This window comes from Vibrio nereis NBRC 15637 (genome assembly GCF_001591105.1).
Classification (GTDB): Bacteria; Pseudomonadota; Gammaproteobacteria; order Enterobacterales; family Vibrionaceae; genus Vibrio; species Vibrio nereis.
Map to the genome: position 1 here is coordinate 16434 of NZ_BCUD01000008.1, position 16825 is coordinate 33258.

Here is a 16825-nt window from a genome sequence, read left to right on the forward strand (position 1 = left end):
TCAATGTTAAGAACACTTTATTTCATCATCATTGGTATTTGTGTATTACCGACCATCCCAGGGTTACTTGGGGTGGTGCTTTCAGCATTAGGATATATTCCACCATTGGGGTTGTATGAGTTTGGGTTGGATGGTTTTCGCGAGGTGTTTTCGTGGACGGGAGTCTGGCACTCCATCGGCATGACACTCTATACCGCGATCATTAGTAGCTACCTGGCCTGCTTGATCACCTTCGCTGTTCTTCAATCCACCTGGAAAACCAGATTTTGGAAGAGCATCGAAATAGCACTTTCTCCGCTACTTGCCATGCCTCATGTTGCTTTCGCAATTGGATTTGCTTTTCTATTTGCTCCCACGGGCATGGGAGTGAGAGCGCTCACCCATTTCTTTGGCTATGATCCAAGCACAAGTACCGTTACAGACTTAGCGACGCTTGTAAAAGACCCTTACGCATTAGGCCTTATCCTGATGCTGGCATTGAAGGAAGTGCCGTTTTTGCTGCTCATGAGCATTCCTATCTTGCAGCAACTTAACGTCGAAAAGACAGAAAAGGTCTGCCATTCAATGGGCTACAATCGTGCGCAAACTTGGTGGAAGTGTCTTTTCCCACAATGGATAACCAAAATTCGCTTTCCAATGTTTGCTGTTATGGCCTACAGCCTGTCTGTCGTTGATGTTGCGTTAATCGTTGGACCAACCAACCCACCGACATTTGCCGTATTAGTATGGCAATGGTTTAACGATCCAGATCTTTCTCTTTTACCAAGAGCTGCAGCAGGCGCAGTGAGCTTATTTATAATGGCGACTATGCTGATTGCCCTAACTCGCTCTATTGAATGGGCAATCACTAAAGCCAATAAGAACTGGCAGTATTCCGGACGCAGTGGCTTTTCTCTTCCAGGCAAAACCTTATTTATCGGTTTGGCGATTTTGTCGGCGGTGATGATTCCTTTGATGGTACTTTGGAGCTTCGCGCAGCGCTGGCGCTTTCCTGACTTACTACCGAGCCGCTATAGCACGCGCTTTTGGGAATATGAGTGGAATGGCATCGTAAGTACAGTTGGACAAAGTATGTTACTAGCTCTGACAAGTGCTTCAATTGCCTTGTTACTCGCCATCATCGCTCAAGAGTATAAGCTGCGTTATCGCCGGCAGATTCCAGGCTATATCATCGCAATACCTATGCTGATCCCCCAGCTTTCGATATTGTTTGGTATGCAAGTCGCGACACTTTACCTAAACAGTGACAGTTATTGGTTTTGGGTATGCTGGTCGCATGTCTTTTTTGCCTTCCCATATATTTATTTGTCGCTTGATGGTCCTTGGCGAAGTTTCAATAACGGACTGGTTCGAGTGGCACTCAGTCTGGGTAAGTCTCCTATGCATACATGGTTAAAAATCAAACTGCCCATTCTATTGCCGGCCGTTGTGTTTGCATGGGCTGTGGGAATCAGTGTTAGCTTAGCTCAGTATTTACCGACTTTAATGCTAGGCTCAGGGCGTATCAGCACCCTCACAACGGAAGCGGTCGCACTTTCCAGCGGGTTTGACCGGCGAGTCACCGCTATTTACGCTATTTGGCAAGCTCTATTGCCGTTTGTTTTCTTTTCATTTGCCATAGTGATTAGTCGCTTACAAATGAGATATCGCCGATTATCCTTAAAAGGTCTATTACTGAATGAGTCTCTGTCTCGAAAACCTCGCCATCCATAATCGCCAAGGTGAGCCTCTATTTTCTAACCTGAACCTATCAATAGAAAATGGCGAAATTGTCACTTTAATGGGACCAAGTGGTTGCGGAAAATCGACACTACTAGATGCCATTGCAGGGCATTTGTCCCCTGAATTTTGTTGTTCCGGTTCAATCACGCTAAACGGGAAAAACTTAAACCAAGTGCCTGCACACCACCGTCAGGTTGGGATCCTATTTCAGGATGACTTACTCTTCCCTCACCTCGCAATTTGGGAGAATTTATCCTTCGCGTTGCCCAACTCAGTTAAGCGAAGTGATAGAAAAAAGTTGGCTCTGGACGCGCTTAAAAATATATCCCTATCCAAACTTGCTGACGCCTATCCAGACCAAATATCTGGTGGGCAACGTGCACGCATTAGCCTTACCCGCATGTTGCTGGCACAACCCAAAGTCGCCCTGCTGGACGAACCTTATAGCAAGCTGGATAAAGATCTCCGCATTCAATTTAGAAACTGGGTAACTGATCAACTGCGCGATGCCAATATACCTGCGTTGATGGTCACGCACGATGTTGACGATACACCTGAAAACAGCCGTTGCTTGACCTGGCCATGGGAGACGAACAATGCTTGATAGATTTAGTATTCAACTAATACGCAAGCCTTTGGAAATTTCAGCCGAACGACTTGATGGTAAAAACATTACTGCAAACCAAGTTACGCTGTTCGGCTTTGCTATGGGGTGCTTTGCATTCCCGGCACTGATTGCTGAGTATTACCTGCTTGCTTTAACTTTCATCGTCATCAACCGAGTATGCGATGGTTTAGATGGTGCCTTAGCGAGAATTCAGGGCATTACGGATGCAGGCGGCTTTTTGGATATCAGTCTCGACTTCCTGTTTTACTCTCTCATCCCATTTGGTTTTGTACTCGCGAACCCTGAACAAAACGCAGTGGCGGGCGCTTTTCTTATATTTTCTTTTATTGGAACAGGCAGCAGCTTTTTGGCTTTTGCGATTATGGCAGGCAAACGCGGGATAGATAATCCAGTGTATAAAAACAAATCGCTCTACTACATGAGTGGGCTAACAGAAGGGACGGAAACCATCGCCAGCTTTATTGCTTTTTGCCTTTTCCCACAGCATTTCGCAGTGATTGCCTATGTGTTTGGCGCGGCGTGTTGGTTCACAACGTTTACTCGTATTTACTCTGGGTTTGAAACGCTTAAATAAAAGAAAGGCATGTACCTCGCGCTAGAGGTACATGCCTTATTACTCTTACTTACGGCTTGTTTATAGCGAAAATTCAAGCACTTTTAAGCTTGCTTGTTCATCAATATCGGCAAACTCTGGTGGGTTTTCTAGTCGCTGAATAAAGCTGAGTTGTGGAGCCTCTTCCTTCATACTATCGATCAGAAAGTCGCAATCCACTTGAGGTGAATTCACACACGCCAATACTTGCCCACCCGACACTAAAAGATCTGGCAAACGACGCAGAATCTTTTTGTAATCTTTAGTAAGAGCAAAGCTGCCTTTTTGGAATGACGGTGGATCGATAATGATCAGCTCATATGGGCCAGACTTCTTGATCTTGCCCCACGACTTAAAAATATCGTGCGCCAAAAATTTTACCTGATTTAAGTTGTGTTCATTCAAGCGGTGATTGTCGCGACCTTTAGATAAAGATGCTTTAGCCATGTCTACATTCACGACCTGATCCGCACCACCAGCGATAGCAGCAACAGAAAAACCACAGGTATAGGCAAACAGGTTTAAAACATTTTTATGCTTGGCGTTGTCTCGTACCCAGTTTCGGCCGTAACGCATATCTAGAAACAAACCAAAGTTCTGATTACGACCAATATCTAATTGGTATTTAAGACCCGATTCCACCACCACAGGTCGACTGTTTAGCTCTCCGACTAAAACTTCTGATGGTGCACCGTCACCATAACGGTGTTGAAGGACAATCGTCTTTCCCTCAATACTTTGCCAAACAGCCTGTTGCGTTAACGCCATTAGGCCTTGTTTTAGCTCAGCCAAAAAGTCTTCATCGACTTCTTTAAACAGATTGACCAGTAGCTGACCTTGTACCCAGTCACAGGTAATTTGTTCTAGGCCTTCAAACTTTCTTCCACGCCCATGAAATAACCGCCTTACCTCTTGCGGCGCATCTTCTAATTGACGGTTAAGCTGTTCAAAAAAGATTGGTAGCTGTGTTGCCTGCATAGCGGTTCCTGTTATTTGTTGATCTTTGGCCAAGGTAAATCCCACGGAGCAATCCAAGACTCGATACCTAAGCTTACGGTTTCATGATTCCATTTCTCACCCAGCAATGGATTATTGCGCGGATCGCACATCAGTGAGAAGTGTTCATTCTGGTAGTGAAATGAGAGAGCGAAAGCATGCAGATAGCCTCTATCTGCTTGGCTCGCAGTGTTGTAAATAGGATCGCCAACAATGCCAGAACCGACAGATTTCAACGCGACACGGATTTGGTGAGTTTTACCCGTGTGGGGTTTGCATAAAAAGAGTCGCTCACCAGGCTCAGCAGCAGCGGAAAAAAATTGCGTTACCGCTGGGTTATGCTGGCTATTCACTAATTTCCACGACGAACGACGAGAGCGTTCCATATCGCCACTCACTAGGCCCTGTTTCTTTTTCGGCTTTTTGCTGCCAATGGCTAAGTAAAACTTATTCACGTCACGATTTGCAAACTGAATAGATAATTCGCTCGCGGCTTTAGAAGTTTTCGCCAACAGCAGAAGACCTGACGTCATTTTATCTAACCGATGTACAAGAAAAAGCTGCGCATCACCCGTCTCTTTAGCGACTTCTTGCAGCAGCATGGTGTCGCCATCATCTTTGTGAACAGAAACATTCGGGTGCTTATTGATGACCACGAAATCAGGATGAGTAAAAACAATATCAAACATTTGGGGAGCTCCGGTTGGACGCAAGAGTATACCTTGTATGTTTGTGAAAGCCAGTGTTGTACCGATCAAAAAAGGGGAGCTATTTAGCTCCCCCATGTAGATTGTATATCTTCTATTGTTCTAGAGTTTCTTAGAGAAAATACCTGCAAGAACAATGATACCAATACCCAGCAGCATGATTTCACCTTTACCGCTGTCGAAGCCAGACTTGATACCCATGAATGCCACAATAGCGATAGCAACAGGGATCACGTACTTCACTAAGTTGTACCATAGACCAAACAGTGGGAAAGATACTTTGCCATCGTTAGTAATTTCTTTCTCTAGGTCTTCACGAGTTAGACGCCAACCTGCAAAGATACATACCAACATACCGCCAACAGCAAGGAAGATCTTATCTGTTAGTAGGTCGAAGATATCAAACGCACCCGTACCGAATAGCTGAGGTCCTACACCGCCAAGTGACAGAGACGCAAGGATACACAATGAAGCCATGACTGCGCTGGCTGTCACTACCGCAGTAGGACGGCGCATACCCTTTTCATCAATCAGATATGATACAACCACTTCCAGTAGAGATACTGAAGAAGTCAGTGCAGCAACACTCAAACCGATGAAGAACAGCAGTGCTAGCAATAGGCCGATTACGCCACCCATTTCAGCGAATAGCTGAGGCACAACCACGAATACCAGACCAGGACCAGCCGCAGGCTCCATGCCAAATGCGAACATTGCAGGGAACATTGCTACACCAGCTAGGATAGCCACGCCTGTATCCATCGCAGTAACCATACCGGTTGTCTGAACCAGGTTCTCTTTTCGCTTCAAGTAAGAACCGTAGGTCATCATACAACCCATACCCAAACTTAGAGAGAAGAACGCCTGTCCTAATGCGGCAAGAACAACTGTGCTGTCTACCTTAGAGAAGTCCGGCATAAATAGGAACTCTAGACCTGCCATTGCACCAGGAAGCATCAAGCCCTTAACCGAGACAATAATCAGAATCAAGAAAAGCAGAGGCATAAGAATCTTACCCGCCTTCTCAATCCCGCCAGAGATGCCTTTCATAACGATCATCACGTTCAGGAATAGGTATAAACCCATCCATAGCAAAGGCTGCACTGGATCAGAGATGAAACCACCAAAGCTGTCACCAATTGCCTCTGGGGTACTCAATAAACCGCCACCGACTTTAAAGATATAAGCAACAGCCCAGCCGCCTACTACTGGGTAGAAACCCATGATAAGTAGACCACTAAGAACGCCCATTACACCTGTAAACGTCCAACGACGGTCAGTTGATTTAAATGCGCCTACGGCAGAAAGACCTGTCTTACGACCAATAGTGAACTCTGTGAGCATGACACTAAAGCCGATAAAAATTACGAAGAAAAGATATATCGCAACGAACGCTCCACCTCCGCTTTCACCAGCGGTGTATGGAAACTTCCAAATGTTACCCAAACCTACAGCAGAACCTGCAGCGGCCATTACGAAGCCTAATTTAGACCCCCACGTATCACGGGGCTTTGAACTTGTAGTTGTAGCCACGATTACTCCATTAAACTAGTTTTATATGTTGTGTTTGCTTCGGTTAGACGTCTAGAAAAGTAGAGTGTATCTATTTTTGTACACTTATTAGAATTTTGAATGACGCTAACGTTATGGCAAGTAAAGCAGTTTACGAATAAAATTGGAACCCCGAACAGTATATTTTCTCACCAAAGTTGTAAACAGAATGTTTAATTGCTGTTTTTTTGCACATCTACATTCATTTTTCACTCCGAATTACGCTTAGCTAACACTTTTCAACTTTTATCTATATTCCCTGCAAGTGATCCAAGTCTCTCTGCATCCCTTGTCGAGATCTCACAGGGGCATTACTATCTAGTTTAGCTGTTTTGCTCCTAGGTAACTGAATGGACAAGTTTTATCACTTTCTCACAATTGCAGGCATCGTCTTATACTGGATTCTAGTCGCAGGGGTCACTATTCGTGTGGTGCTAAAGCGCCGCGCGGTCAGTGTTTCCCTCGCTTGGTTGATGATTATCTACATCATCCCCATTGTGGGTGTCGGTTTTTATTTTCTTTTTGGTGAATTGAACCTAGGCCGAAAACGCGCTGAGCGTGCCAAGGAAATGCTTACCCCGTTTGCAGAATGGTTTGAAAAACTCAATGATTGCCATGCACACATGCCAGAAATTTTTGGCCGGCATATTTATCGTATCGATGAGTTGTGTAACAACCGTTTAGGGCTTCCGGCTCTTAGTGGTAACACCCTTTCTTTGCAACGCTCACCAAATGAGATTCTGCGCTCAATCATTAATGATATAGAAAACGCCCAATCACACATTCGTATGGCTTTCTATATTTGGCACCCTGGCGGCTTGGCCGACTCCGTGGCTTCTGCATTGATTCAGGCTTCCAAAAGAGGAGTGCAGGTCAAACTACTTCTTGATTCAGCAGGCAGCCCAAGGTTTTTCCGTAGCCAGTGGCTCACCATGATGGAAAATGCGGGTATAGAAGTTGTCCAGGCATTGGAAGTCAGCCCTTGGCGTATTTTCCTACGCAGGCTGGATCTAAGGCAACACCGGAAAATCATCGTCATTGACGACAAGATCGCGTACACAGGCTCGATGAACATGGTCGACCCAGCCCATTTCAAACAAGGTTCTGGCGTTGGTCAGTGGGTCGATATTATGGTGCGTGTAACCGGACCAACGGTAAACGTGCTGTCTGCGATTCATTGCTGGGACTGGGAGGTCGAAACTGGCTCAAGGACAATGCCTCAGTTTCCTGAGTGTCGCCTTGACCCAAATGAACCCCAGCACCCAATTCAAGTAGTGCCATCTGGGCCGGGTATGCCCGAGTACTTGATTTCTCAAGTTTTAACCTTAGCGATTAACCAAGCCAATAAGTCGGTATGTATTACCACACCATACTTTGTGCCAAGTGCGGATTTACTTGAGACGCTTAAAATGACGGCGCAACGTGGCATCAAAGTGGAAATCATCATCCCACAAAAAAATGATTCCCTAATGGTTCAGTGGGCTTCTCGATCGTTTTACACCGAGTTAATGAAGGCTGGCGTTTACATCTACGAGTTTTATGGCGGTCTGCTTCATACAAAATCGGTTGTTATAGACGAGCAGTTTTGTTTAGTGGGATCAGTCAATATGGACATGCGAAGCCTATGGCTGAATTTTGAACTGACGCTTGCCATCGATGATGAAGCTTTCACCAAAGAGATGTACTGGCTGCAAAAAAGCTATATGGAAGATTCACATCTAGTGCTACTCAAAGAGTGGAAAGAGCGATCTTTTTACTCAAGATTCCTTGAACGCGTCTTCTACTTGTTCAATCCACTACTCTAGCTCTTGATAATAATGTGTTGCCATGTTTTAAATAGGGCAACACATTTAAGACAAGGACTTCAGATGTCAGAAGGCAAGAAGACTAAATATATTAACGCGGGCCGCGACAAAAAATGGACGAATGGCGTAGTTAACCCACCAGTACAAAGAGCATCAACTGTCGTATTTAAGACGGTTGCGGAAAAGCACCATGCCACGGTTAACCGAGCAAATAAAACACTCTTTTATGGTCGACGCGGTACAACCACTCATTTTGCATTCCAAGATGCGATGACTGAGATCGAAGGTGGCGCAGGGTGCGCACTTTACCCATGTGGCACAGCAGCGATTTCAAACACAATTCTTTCGTTTGTAGAAACAGGCGACCATATCCTGATGGTGGACACCTGTTACGAACCAACTCGCGATTTCTGCGATAAGATCATGAAAAAAATGGGTGTGGAAACCACTTATTACGATCCAATGATCGGTGAAGGCATTCGCGAACTTATTCAGCCAAATACAAAAGTTCTGTTCCTCGAGTCCCCAGGTTCCATCACGATGGAAGTTCAAGACGTTCCGACTCTATCCAGCATCGCTCATGAACACGATATTATCGTAATGTTGGACAATACTTGGTCGGCTGGAGTGCACTTTTCACCGTTTGAACATGGCGTCGACATCTCCATTCAAGCCGCTACTAAATACATTGTTGGCCATTCTGATGTCATGCTAGGTACCGCTGTTGCTAGCGAAAAGTATTGGGACCAATTACGTGAACAAAGCTATTTGATGGGTCAGTGCGTCTCGCCAGATGATGCATACCTTGGTTTACGTGGTATCCGAACGCTAGATGTACGCTTACGCCAGCACGCTGAAAACAGCCTTAAAGTGGCAGAATGGCTACAAAACAGACCTGAAGTAGACCACGTTCGTCACCCCGCCTTGGATACTTGCCCTGGTCATGAGTTCTTTAAACGTGACTTTACTGGCGGCAACGGTTTGTTTTCATTTGTCCTGAAAACCAGCTACCCGCGTGCGACGACTGCACTATTAGATGGCATGGAACACTTCAGCATGGGGTATTCTTGGGGCGGTTATGAGAGTTTGATTTTAGCCAACGAGCCAAAAAGCTTTAACAGCTTAAGAACCGTGGCGAATCCAAACTTTGAAGGGACGCTCGTGCGCATCCATATCGGTTTAGAAGATGTGGATGACTTAATTGCCGACTTAGAAGCTGGCTTTGCTCGTTACAATGCGCTAATCCTCGAAAAAGAGGCGACTATCTAGTCCTTCAACCAAACAAATCCCCAGGTGACTTAATCACACACCTGGGGATTTATTTACGCAAAATAAAAACACTTAACGGCTTTTTTGAGGGCAACCTAGCAAATGATCGTCCACCATACCAACCGCCTGCATAAACGCATAACAAATGGTTTCACCAACAAACTTAAAGCCTTTCTTCTTTAAGAACTTACTCATGGCTTTAGATTGTTCCGTTGACGCTGGCACCTGACTCATTTCAGTCCATTGATTGACAATTGGCTCCCCATCCACAAATTGCCATAAGGCATTCGAAAAACTGCCGTATTCTTCAATCAGAGCTTTTGCGGCTCTCGCATTCCCAAATACGGACACAATCTTGCCTCGATGTTTAACCACGTCGTAGTTTTCAATAATCCGCTCAACATGCGTTTCATCGTATGACGCCAGTTTATCTAAGTCATAATTCTCAAACGCCGAACGGTAACCTTCCCGTTTTTTGAGTATGGTGATCCAACTTAAACCCGCTTGCGCGCCTTCTAACGTAATGAATTCGAACAGGACAGTATCGTCAAAAACAGGGACGCCCCACTCTGCATCATGATAAACACGCTCTAGTTCATGGTTCATCGCCCACGCGCAAGGTGTATCCTTACTCATTCAGTGCTCCTTAAGCCCCCCTGTAACTCAGAGGATAAACTTGATTGTTGTTTGCTTAACTTGGCACTTTAACTCTATGAAACAGGCGATACAACACAGGCACAACGATCAGAGTCAATACTGTTGCGAAGCCCAAACCAAACATGATGGTGACGGCCATCGGCTTAAAGAAAATGTCGGGGAGTAACGGAAACATCCCTAAAATAGTGGTGATGGCTGCCATGCATACAGGACGAACACGGCTTAAGGCCGCATCTACCACCGCAATATAGGGATCTTTGCCAGAATGCATTTCTATCTCTATTTGATCGAGCAGCACGATCCCATTTTTCAGTAGCATGCCTGATAAGCTTAAGAAGCCGAGTAACGCCATAAAACCAAATGGTGTGTTTAATGCCAATAGCCCCGTTGTTACTCCGATAATCGCCAACGGCACTGTTAACCAAACGATCAGTGGCTCTTTGACTGAATTAAACAAGAACACCGTGACTAGGAACATGAAAAGGTAGCCCATAGGCATAGTTGTAAATAGTGAAGCCTGAGCCTCTCCTGAAGATTCGTATTCACCGCCCCACTCAAGCGAATACCCTGAAGGCATTTCTATCGCTTCAATTTGTGGCTGCAAACGCTTTTGCAATGTCGATGCGGTTTCCTCACCCAATATATCGGGGTCGGCCATGACGGTCAGAACGCGTTTTCGATTTTTTCGGACAATGATTGGGTCTTCCCAACGCAGTTCGTAACCCAATGTGACTTGCTGCAACGGAATGTATTCACTTAACGCCGGGCTCCATATTTTCATCCCCTCAATATTGCGAATATCCACCCTCTCCCCTTCGGGTAAACGAGCAACAATTGGCATCAGCGTCGTCCCGTCTCGATAAATACCGATTGATTTGCCTGAAAATGACATCGCCAGAAAATCATCCACATCAGACTTGGTAATGCCATAACGACGGGCTTGGCTCTCGTTAAATTGTGGCTCCAACACTTTTGTTCTCTCACGCCAGTCATGCCTGATATTGGTTGCCCCTGGGTCTGCCTGCATGATGTCTCCCACCAGCCTGGCGATACTTCTAAGGACAGTTGGGTCTGAGCCAATAATACGCGCCTCAATCTTTGCGCCACCGCCAGGGCCAAGCTCAATTTGCTTAAGTTTGTAGTTAATTTCGGGGAAATTGAGCTCTAGATGACGCCTAAAGCTAGACATAAGTTCAGGCAGCTGTTCATAACTGTCTACGCGCGTTGTAATTTCGCCATAAGCGGCGTAGCTTTTTTCCGGTGCGTAGGTCAACATAAAACGTTGCAACCCTTTACCAGCAGTCGTCGTAATATGTGCGACGCCATTCTGCTCACTTAGCCATGTTTCCAAGGCTTTTAGCTTGGTATTGGTTGCCCTAATATCCGTTCCTTCTGGCAACCAAATATCCGTTTGAAACATAGGCGTTGTTGAAGATGGGAAAAAGGACTGCTTAACCTGGGAAAAACCCATGATACTGACGGCCAATGCCAAAATTAAAGTCACCACAGTCAGCCAGGCGCGTTTCATACAAAATTCGAGAAAGCCTTTATACACAACGAAAATCATTCCATTATATGGATCACTCTCTTCACCATCCTGTTTAAATGTCTGGCCCTTAAAAAACATATCGGCAAAAAATGGCGTTAATGAAATGGCGGTAAACCAACTGAGCATCAAAGAAACCAGCAAAACGGTAAACAGGGTGCCACAGTACTCGCCAGTCGAATCTTCTGATAATCCTATCGGGGCAAATGCCGTCACGGCTATCACCGTCGCTCCCAGCAGCGGCCACTTGGTTTGCGTGACAATATCGGTTGCCGCTTGCAGCCTCGTTCGCCCTTTCTGGGTGCCGATCAATATGCCTTCAACCACAACAATTGCATTGTCCACCAGCATCCCGAGCGCAATCACCAATGCGCCAAGTGAAATACGTTGCAAGTCGATGGCGAGATACTGCATGAAGATGAACGTACCCAGCACCGTCAACAGTAAAATCAAGCCAATCAGAAGACCCGATCTTAGCCCCATGAAAAAAAGCAGTACGACAATCACAATCGCCACCGCTTGGCCGAGGCTAATAACGAAACCACTCACAGACTTATCGACTTCTTTCGGCTGACTATAGATTTCCGATATTTTTACACCGACGGGCTGTTGATACTTCAATTCGGCTAAACGGCGATCAAACCGCTTTCCGACTTCAACGACGTTGACACCTTGCGCAAATGAGATCCCTAAATTCAGCGCCACTCGACCGTTAAATGTGATGATATTGCTTGGAACTTCAACATAACCCCGCGTTATCTCTGCCACATCGCGTAAATAAATCAGCCCTTGAGCACCACTTTCGGTGATGATCAAATCGCCAAGTTGATCTACGTTTTCAAATTCTCCGGTTGGCTGAATGCGAATATATTCATTACCAATACGAGTGGCACCAGCATCTGCCACAACATTCTGCGTTGAAAGTAGGTTAAACACCGTATCTGGGGACAAACCTAGGCTACTCAAACGTTTCATCGATATTTCGATAAACACTTGCTCTGGCTGGTGTCCAGATACCGAAACCTTACTCACACCGTCGATAAGCTCAAGTTCACGGCGCAAATAATCCACGTAATCTAAAAGTTCTTTGTAACTGTAGCCATCTCCTGTGACTGCAAGCAAAATACCGTAAACATCTCCGAAATCATCAATCACTTGAGGCTCATTCACGCCTGGTGGAAGCTGGCGTTTCAGATCATTAACCTTACGCCGTAGTTCATCCCATATTTGGGGGAGATCATCTGGGCCATAACTGTTCTTCATCGTCACTGTGATTTGTGACAGACCTCGATTCGAAATCGAATTAACTTCGTCCACGTAGGTTAATTGTTGAATGGCTTTCTCTATCGGATAGGTCACTTCTTCTTCAACTTGCTGCGGTGTTGCACCAGGGTATGAAGTCACCACCATCGCATCTTTGATCGTAAAAGCAGGATCTTCCAATCGCCCTAAACCAAAGAATGCGCTGGCACCACCGATCAGGAAGATCAACGAGATCATCCAACTAATGACTCTATTTCTTATAAAATATGCGGCGATCCCTGTTATGTTGTCGTCATCGTGTTGAGACAAGTTATTCTTGTTTTCACTCATTCCCTGTCTCCTTGCTCGCATATTCAACAACTTCAACAGTCATACCATCACGCAGCTTCGCTAAGCCTGCAATCACAACCGTGTCTTCAGGCCTTAAGCCCGCCAACACTTGCGCGGCATCTTTACTCACTTTCCCCAGCACAACTTTTTGTTTACTCACGGTGCCACTCTTTACCAGCCAGACGAATTTATTGCTTCTTTGTAAGTCATCCCCATCCCCGTTAAATACGGCTTCAATTGGTACAAGAACCTGAGCGTTTGCATCTAAACCAATTCCCGCCTGTTTGGAGGTGACTTCGACCGCCATACCATCAAGAATGTACTCTTTATCTGGCATTGGAAGAGAGAGCGTGACTGTAAAAGTGCCTGTCGTCGGGTCTGGCTCCGTCGTGAACTCTTTTATAGAGGCGCTATACTCATTTCCACTCGGTACTTTCACTAGCGCTTTAATATTGTCGAATACCCCTTGTGTCGGCTGACGAATGTATAACCGATCAGGAAGTTGCATGACCACTTCTACGCTGTCGATGCTATGTATATTGACGATGGGTTGACCAACATGAATGTTCTCGAACTGTTCTACTGCCACGCGAGAGACTATGCCATCCATCGGTGAAGTTAGTTTTGTAAATGAAAGCCTGAGTTTGGCCAGTTGTAATTCTGCGTAAGCAATTTGTCGGTTGGCTGCAATTTCATCAAATTGAGATTTCGCTAGCAGACCCTTATCGACCAGAGGCTTTGAGCGTCTATATTGGCTATTCACTACGCTGTACCGAGCACTGGCGTTGTCTACATCCAGTTGGTAATTAGTAGGGTCAAGTTCCGCAATGACGTCGCCTTTTTGGATTCTGTCACCCTCTTTCACCAAGATATCACTCACCTCACCCTCGACTCGAAAGCTGATTTGAGAGCGTTCTGCCGCCTTAGCTACTGCGGGAAAGTAAATGTTATCGACGCTAAAAGTTGTATCCGACAACGCGACAACCTTGACCTTGGGTTTACCAAAGTCGACATATTGTTGCTCGCCGCCGCAACCCGAAAGAATAACCACTAAATTGAAGGAAAAAATACTTAGCCAGTGCTTCATGTTACAGCCCTCGCTCTTTGATCCATTCACGAACTTTAATACCCGCTTCAATTTCACGGACACCCGAGATGATGATTTTATCGCCGTCGCTAAGACCATCGACCACCTGCCTACTTTCGTTCAATGTTACGCTGACAGACTCAACAATCCCCTCCTGATTCACCCGCCAAACGTAGGTTCGTCCGTCTCTTTCCATCAGTGCTGATTCTGGTACTGGCGTATCACCTCTTCGCTCCACCGAAACGCGTGCGGTTCCGGCCATACCCGGTAAAACACCGACATTACTTGGCCTGTCCATCACCATGGTCACTTTATAAGAGCCAGTTTTAGGATCCGCTTCGGTGTCTATCTCACGGAATGTTAGCGGAAATGAAGTTTCAGGGAAGGCATCAAACGTCATCGAAGCTGTTAAGTTCTCTCCCTCTGAAAAGCTATTCAAGAGATGATCCGGCAACTGAAAAATCACCTTCATTTTCTGATTCGTTTGAATGTTCATTACGCCCTGTTGAGCAGAAACGAACTCATAGTTTTCAGCGGGAATAAGCGAGATGGTGCCATCATACGGGGCAATAAGCTTCGCATAGCGCAAATTTGCTTGTGCTTGTTCGAGCGTCGCTTTGGCAGAATTGTGATTTGCTTTGGCTTGGTCAAAGTCTTGTGCAGAGACGACTTTATCCCTGCGTAGCTTGCGGTATCTTTGGAATTGAACGTCAGCCAGCCTAAACTGCGCTTGTGCCTGCTGGGCTAATAGCGAGTATTCATCAGGGTTGAGCGTTGCTAACACATCGCCTTTTTTCACGCTCAGTCCTGCGGATACGTCTATGGATTGCAGTTGTCCAGGGACTCGAAAAGCGAGCACTGCTTTATCTCCGGCTTCCGAGGTTGCCGGGAACTGTCTTTCGACCTTGTTATTACCAACTGAAACTGTGAATAGCTTTGCTGGCCTGGATTCAGGCTCAGGGACAGGAGGAAGCTCCTTACCACAGCCACTAAATAGAGCCACTGTGGCGAGAAGCACGAAAGATTTATGCATAACTCATCATCTATTCACGTTACGAATAGTATCAAAGATAGATGATGGAGTGCTCTGCTGCCATGTATGAACTAAGAAATATGATTAAAATTAATCGTTTGGTTCGTCTAAATTAACACTTGTAGCCATTACATCTAGATGACTACAAGTTTTTGAACTCTCGATTTACTTTGAAGGTATCGGACGTAACATAAGCTTCCATTGAGCGAATTTTGCCTTCTAACTGGTCAAAATCTCTCTCTAACGTATCCAGAAGTGCATCCGGTGATTGCCCTTGCTGCCAAGGTTTACTTTTCAGTTTATGCTCTTGCTGAGTTTTAATCGTTTCATCGTACTGTACCGGTTGCTTTTCGAGCATCAGGGTAAGCGCGATATAAACAAGAAGAATCAAAAAGCTCCCACCGAGCAATGCCGCGGAAACCACCAAGATACGAATTAGCCAAACTTCTACGCTCAAATAGTTCGCGAGCCCTGCACATACACCCGAGATTTTCCCATTTGTGGTATCTCGAAATAGCTCTTTGTTATTCATAACGACGCCTCCATTCTGGTGATTCTGAATCAAGAATTCGTTCCAATGTTGCGACGCGTTGCTGCATTTGTTCTGCTTTTTCAGACAGTGCCTGAAGTCGTTGGAATTCGTCTTCAGACAAACCACCAGCAGCTTTCTTTTTACTGCGGTAGTGAAGGATCAACCACAGCGGCGCAACGAAAATTAAAAATACAATCAGCGGACCAGCGATGAAAAATGAAGACATAAGCAACTCCTACTATTAAGGCTTCTGTAGGCCTTAAAGTACTCAAAAAAATCCAATGTTTATATTGAAACACAAAATGCGAGGCCAAATGGCGAGCGCATACACAAATGGTGAGAAGAGTGCTGGCTTTGTAGAAGCTTAAGCTTTCAGAGTTCCAAAGCCAGACTCGTAAAAATTAACGTTTTATTTCTTCTCTTCCATTTGCTGTTTCAGTTTCTCTAGCTCTTTTTCGATTTCATCTTGAGCCTGAAGTTCTGCAAACTCTTGCTCTAGCGTTTTTGAGTTACCCGATTTTGAGTAAACATCCGCTTCTGCTTCCAGTTCATCGACTTTACGTGAGTACTGTTCAAATTTTGCCATCGCTTCTGACGTGCGCGCCGTATGCAAGTGCTTTTGAACGTCACGACGATTTGACGCTGCCTGAGAGCGAATAGTCAGAGCTTGCTGCTTAGCACGCGTTTCCGTAATCTTACTTTCTAACTTACCGATTTCTCCTGTGAGCTTTTCGATGGTTTCTTCAACCAAAGTTTGTTCGGTATGCAGACCTTTCAGCACATCTTGCAGCTTCTGCTTTTCAATCAACGCAGAGCGAGCCAAATCTTCACGCTGTTTTGCCAACGCCAATGTGGCTTTGTTCTGCCACTCATCGATTTGATCTTCTAATGCTTCGACTTTTCTTGCCAACTCTTTCTTGTCTGCAATCGCTTTTGCTGAATTAGTGCGTACTTCAACCAATGTATCTTCCATCTCCTGAATGATCAGGCGAATCATTTTTTCCGGGTCTTCCGCTTTATCAAGTAGCGCGCTGATGTTTGAATTAACAATATCCGCGAATCGAGAAAAAATACCCATAGCACAGCTCCTTACTTATCACTTGGCAC

Annotated in this window: 15 protein-coding genes; 5 read left to right on the top strand and 10 right to left on the bottom strand. The window is 45.4% G+C overall.

Features of this window, described 5'->3' with window-relative positions; translation table 11 throughout:
* Positions 1–3 precede the first annotated feature (3 nt).
* Genes VNE01S_RS10255 through VNE01S_RS10265 form a run of 3 tightly spaced genes read left to right on the top strand, consistent with a single transcriptional unit; the run spans position 4 to position 2924 of the window.
* Positions 4–1713 (top strand): ABC transporter permease, encoded by a 1710-nt coding sequence (locus VNE01S_RS10255; RefSeq protein WP_053393948.1) that lies wholly within the window; start codon positions 4–6, stop codon positions 1711–1713.
* On the top strand, positions 1679–2326 hold the full coding sequence (locus tag VNE01S_RS10260; RefSeq protein ID WP_053393947.1) for an ATP-binding cassette domain-containing protein: 648 nt from the start codon (positions 1679–1681) through the stop codon (positions 2324–2326). The genes VNE01S_RS10255 and VNE01S_RS10260 overlap by 35 nt, the downstream gene beginning before the upstream one ends.
* Positions 2319–2924: a CDP-alcohol phosphatidyltransferase family protein gene (locus tag VNE01S_RS10265; protein WP_053393946.1), complete on the top strand. Its 606-nt coding sequence runs from the start codon at positions 2319–2321 to the stop codon at positions 2922–2924. Before VNE01S_RS10260 ends, VNE01S_RS10265 begins: the two co-directional genes overlap by 8 nt.
* A 60-nt stretch (positions 2925–2984) precedes the next feature.
* Here VNE01S_RS10265 and VNE01S_RS10270 read toward each other — a convergent pair whose 3' ends face one another.
* From VNE01S_RS10270 to VNE01S_RS10280, 3 genes are all read right to left on the bottom strand, one after another.
* The gene (locus tag VNE01S_RS10270) at positions 2985–3920 is read right to left on the bottom strand and encodes a class I SAM-dependent methyltransferase (protein WP_053393945.1); all 936 of its coding nucleotides are present in this window, start codon (positions 3918–3920) and stop codon (positions 2985–2987) included.
* Positions 3921–3931: 11 nt separating this feature from the next.
* Entirely contained in the window at positions 3932–4627 is a 696-nt protein-coding gene (locus VNE01S_RS10275; RefSeq protein WP_053393944.1) for a TIGR01621 family pseudouridine synthase, read from the bottom strand.
* A gap of 120 nt (positions 4628–4747) precedes the next feature.
* Positions 4748–6178, bottom strand: a complete 1431-nt coding sequence (locus VNE01S_RS10280; RefSeq protein ID WP_053393943.1) for a sodium-dependent transporter — start codon at positions 6176–6178, stop codon at positions 4748–4750.
* Between the two features lie 368 nt (positions 6179–6546).
* Here VNE01S_RS10280 and cls point away from each other — a divergent pair, with 368 nt between their 5' ends.
* The gene (gene cls, locus VNE01S_RS10285) at positions 6547–8001 is read left to right on the top strand and encodes a cardiolipin synthase (RefSeq protein ID WP_053393942.1); all 1455 of its coding nucleotides are present in this window, start codon (positions 6547–6549) and stop codon (positions 7999–8001) included.
* Between the two features lie 63 nt (positions 8002–8064).
* Positions 8065–9270 carry a cystathionine beta-lyase gene (locus VNE01S_RS10290; protein WP_053393941.1) on the top strand — a complete coding sequence of 402 codons (1206 nt, stop codon included), beginning with the start codon at positions 8065–8067 and terminating at the stop codon, positions 9268–9270.
* A 72-nt stretch (positions 9271–9342) separates the two neighbouring features.
* On the opposite strand, the gene VNE01S_RS10295 is transcribed toward VNE01S_RS10290, so the two are convergent.
* The 7 genes from VNE01S_RS10295 to pspA all read right to left on the bottom strand — a co-directional run bounded on the left by VNE01S_RS10295 (position 9343) and on the right by pspA (position 16796).
* Positions 9343–9906 (bottom strand): DNA-3-methyladenine glycosylase I, encoded by a 564-nt coding sequence (locus tag VNE01S_RS10295; protein ID WP_053393940.1) that lies wholly within the window; start codon positions 9904–9906, stop codon positions 9343–9345.
* 55 nt (positions 9907–9961) lie between these two features.
* Positions 9962–13066, bottom strand: coding sequence for an efflux RND transporter permease subunit (locus tag VNE01S_RS10300; RefSeq protein ID WP_053393939.1), 3105 nt, complete (start codon positions 13064–13066; stop codon positions 9962–9964).
* Complete coding sequence (locus VNE01S_RS10305; protein WP_053393938.1) at positions 13059–14153, bottom strand: efflux RND transporter periplasmic adaptor subunit; 1095 nt, start codon at positions 14151–14153, stop codon at positions 13059–13061. Before VNE01S_RS10305 ends, VNE01S_RS10300 begins: the two co-directional genes overlap by 8 nt.
* A 1-nt stretch (position 14154) precedes the next feature.
* Positions 14155–15186 (bottom strand): efflux RND transporter periplasmic adaptor subunit, encoded by a 1032-nt coding sequence (locus VNE01S_RS10310; protein WP_053393937.1) that lies wholly within the window; start codon positions 15184–15186, stop codon positions 14155–14157.
* 142 nt (positions 15187–15328) lie between these two features.
* Positions 15329–15718 (bottom strand): envelope stress response membrane protein PspC, encoded by a 390-nt coding sequence (gene pspC, locus VNE01S_RS10315; RefSeq protein WP_053393936.1) that lies wholly within the window; start codon positions 15716–15718, stop codon positions 15329–15331.
* A complete protein-coding gene (pspB, locus tag VNE01S_RS10320) occupies positions 15711–15944 on the bottom strand; it encodes an envelope stress response membrane protein PspB (RefSeq protein ID WP_053393935.1) in 234 nt (77 codons plus the stop codon). The genes pspC and pspB overlap by 8 nt, the downstream gene beginning before the upstream one ends.
* 183 nt (positions 15945–16127) lie before the next feature.
* Positions 16128–16796: a phage shock protein PspA gene (gene pspA, locus VNE01S_RS10325; RefSeq protein WP_053393934.1), complete on the bottom strand. Its 669-nt coding sequence runs from the start codon at positions 16794–16796 to the stop codon at positions 16128–16130.
* Between the last annotated feature and the right edge of the window lie 29 nt (positions 16797–16825).

Coding starts and splice junctions, on each gene's coding strand:
- cls (WP_053393942.1), top strand. CDS start 6,547: ATGGACAAGTTTTATCACTTTCTCACAATTGCAGGCATCGTCTTATAC.
- VNE01S_RS10310 (WP_053393937.1), bottom strand. CDS start 15,186: ATGCATAAATCTTTCGTGCTTCTCGCCACAGTGGCTCTATTTAGTGGC.
- VNE01S_RS10295 (WP_053393940.1), bottom strand. CDS start 9,906: ATGAGTAAGGATACACCTTGCGCGTGGGCGATGAACCATGAACTAGAG.
- VNE01S_RS10290 (WP_053393941.1), top strand. CDS start 8,065: ATGTCAGAAGGCAAGAAGACTAAATATATTAACGCGGGCCGCGACAAA.
- pspB (WP_053393935.1), bottom strand. CDS start 15,944: ATGTCTTCATTTTTCATCGCTGGTCCGCTGATTGTATTTTTAATTTTC.
- VNE01S_RS10265 (WP_053393946.1), top strand. CDS start 2,319: ATGCTTGATAGATTTAGTATTCAACTAATACGCAAGCCTTTGGAAATT.
- VNE01S_RS10275 (WP_053393944.1), bottom strand. CDS start 4,627: ATGTTTGATATTGTTTTTACTCATCCTGATTTCGTGGTCATCAATAAG.
- VNE01S_RS10305 (WP_053393938.1), bottom strand. CDS start 14,153: ATGAAGCACTGGCTAAGTATTTTTTCCTTCAATTTAGTGGTTATTCTT.
- VNE01S_RS10270 (WP_053393945.1), bottom strand. CDS start 3,920: ATGCAGGCAACACAGCTACCAATCTTTTTTGAACAGCTTAACCGTCAA.
- pspC (WP_053393936.1), bottom strand. CDS start 15,718: ATGAATAACAAAGAGCTATTTCGAGATACCACAAATGGGAAAATCTCG.
- VNE01S_RS10260 (WP_053393947.1), top strand. CDS start 1,679: ATGAGTCTCTGTCTCGAAAACCTCGCCATCCATAATCGCCAAGGTGAG.
- VNE01S_RS10255 (WP_053393948.1), top strand. CDS start 4: ATGTTAAGAACACTTTATTTCATCATCATTGGTATTTGTGTATTACCG.
- VNE01S_RS10300 (WP_053393939.1), bottom strand. CDS start 13,066: ATGAGTGAAAACAAGAATAACTTGTCTCAACACGATGACGACAACATA.
- pspA (WP_053393934.1), bottom strand. CDS start 16,796: ATGGGTATTTTTTCTCGATTCGCGGATATTGTTAATTCAAACATCAGC.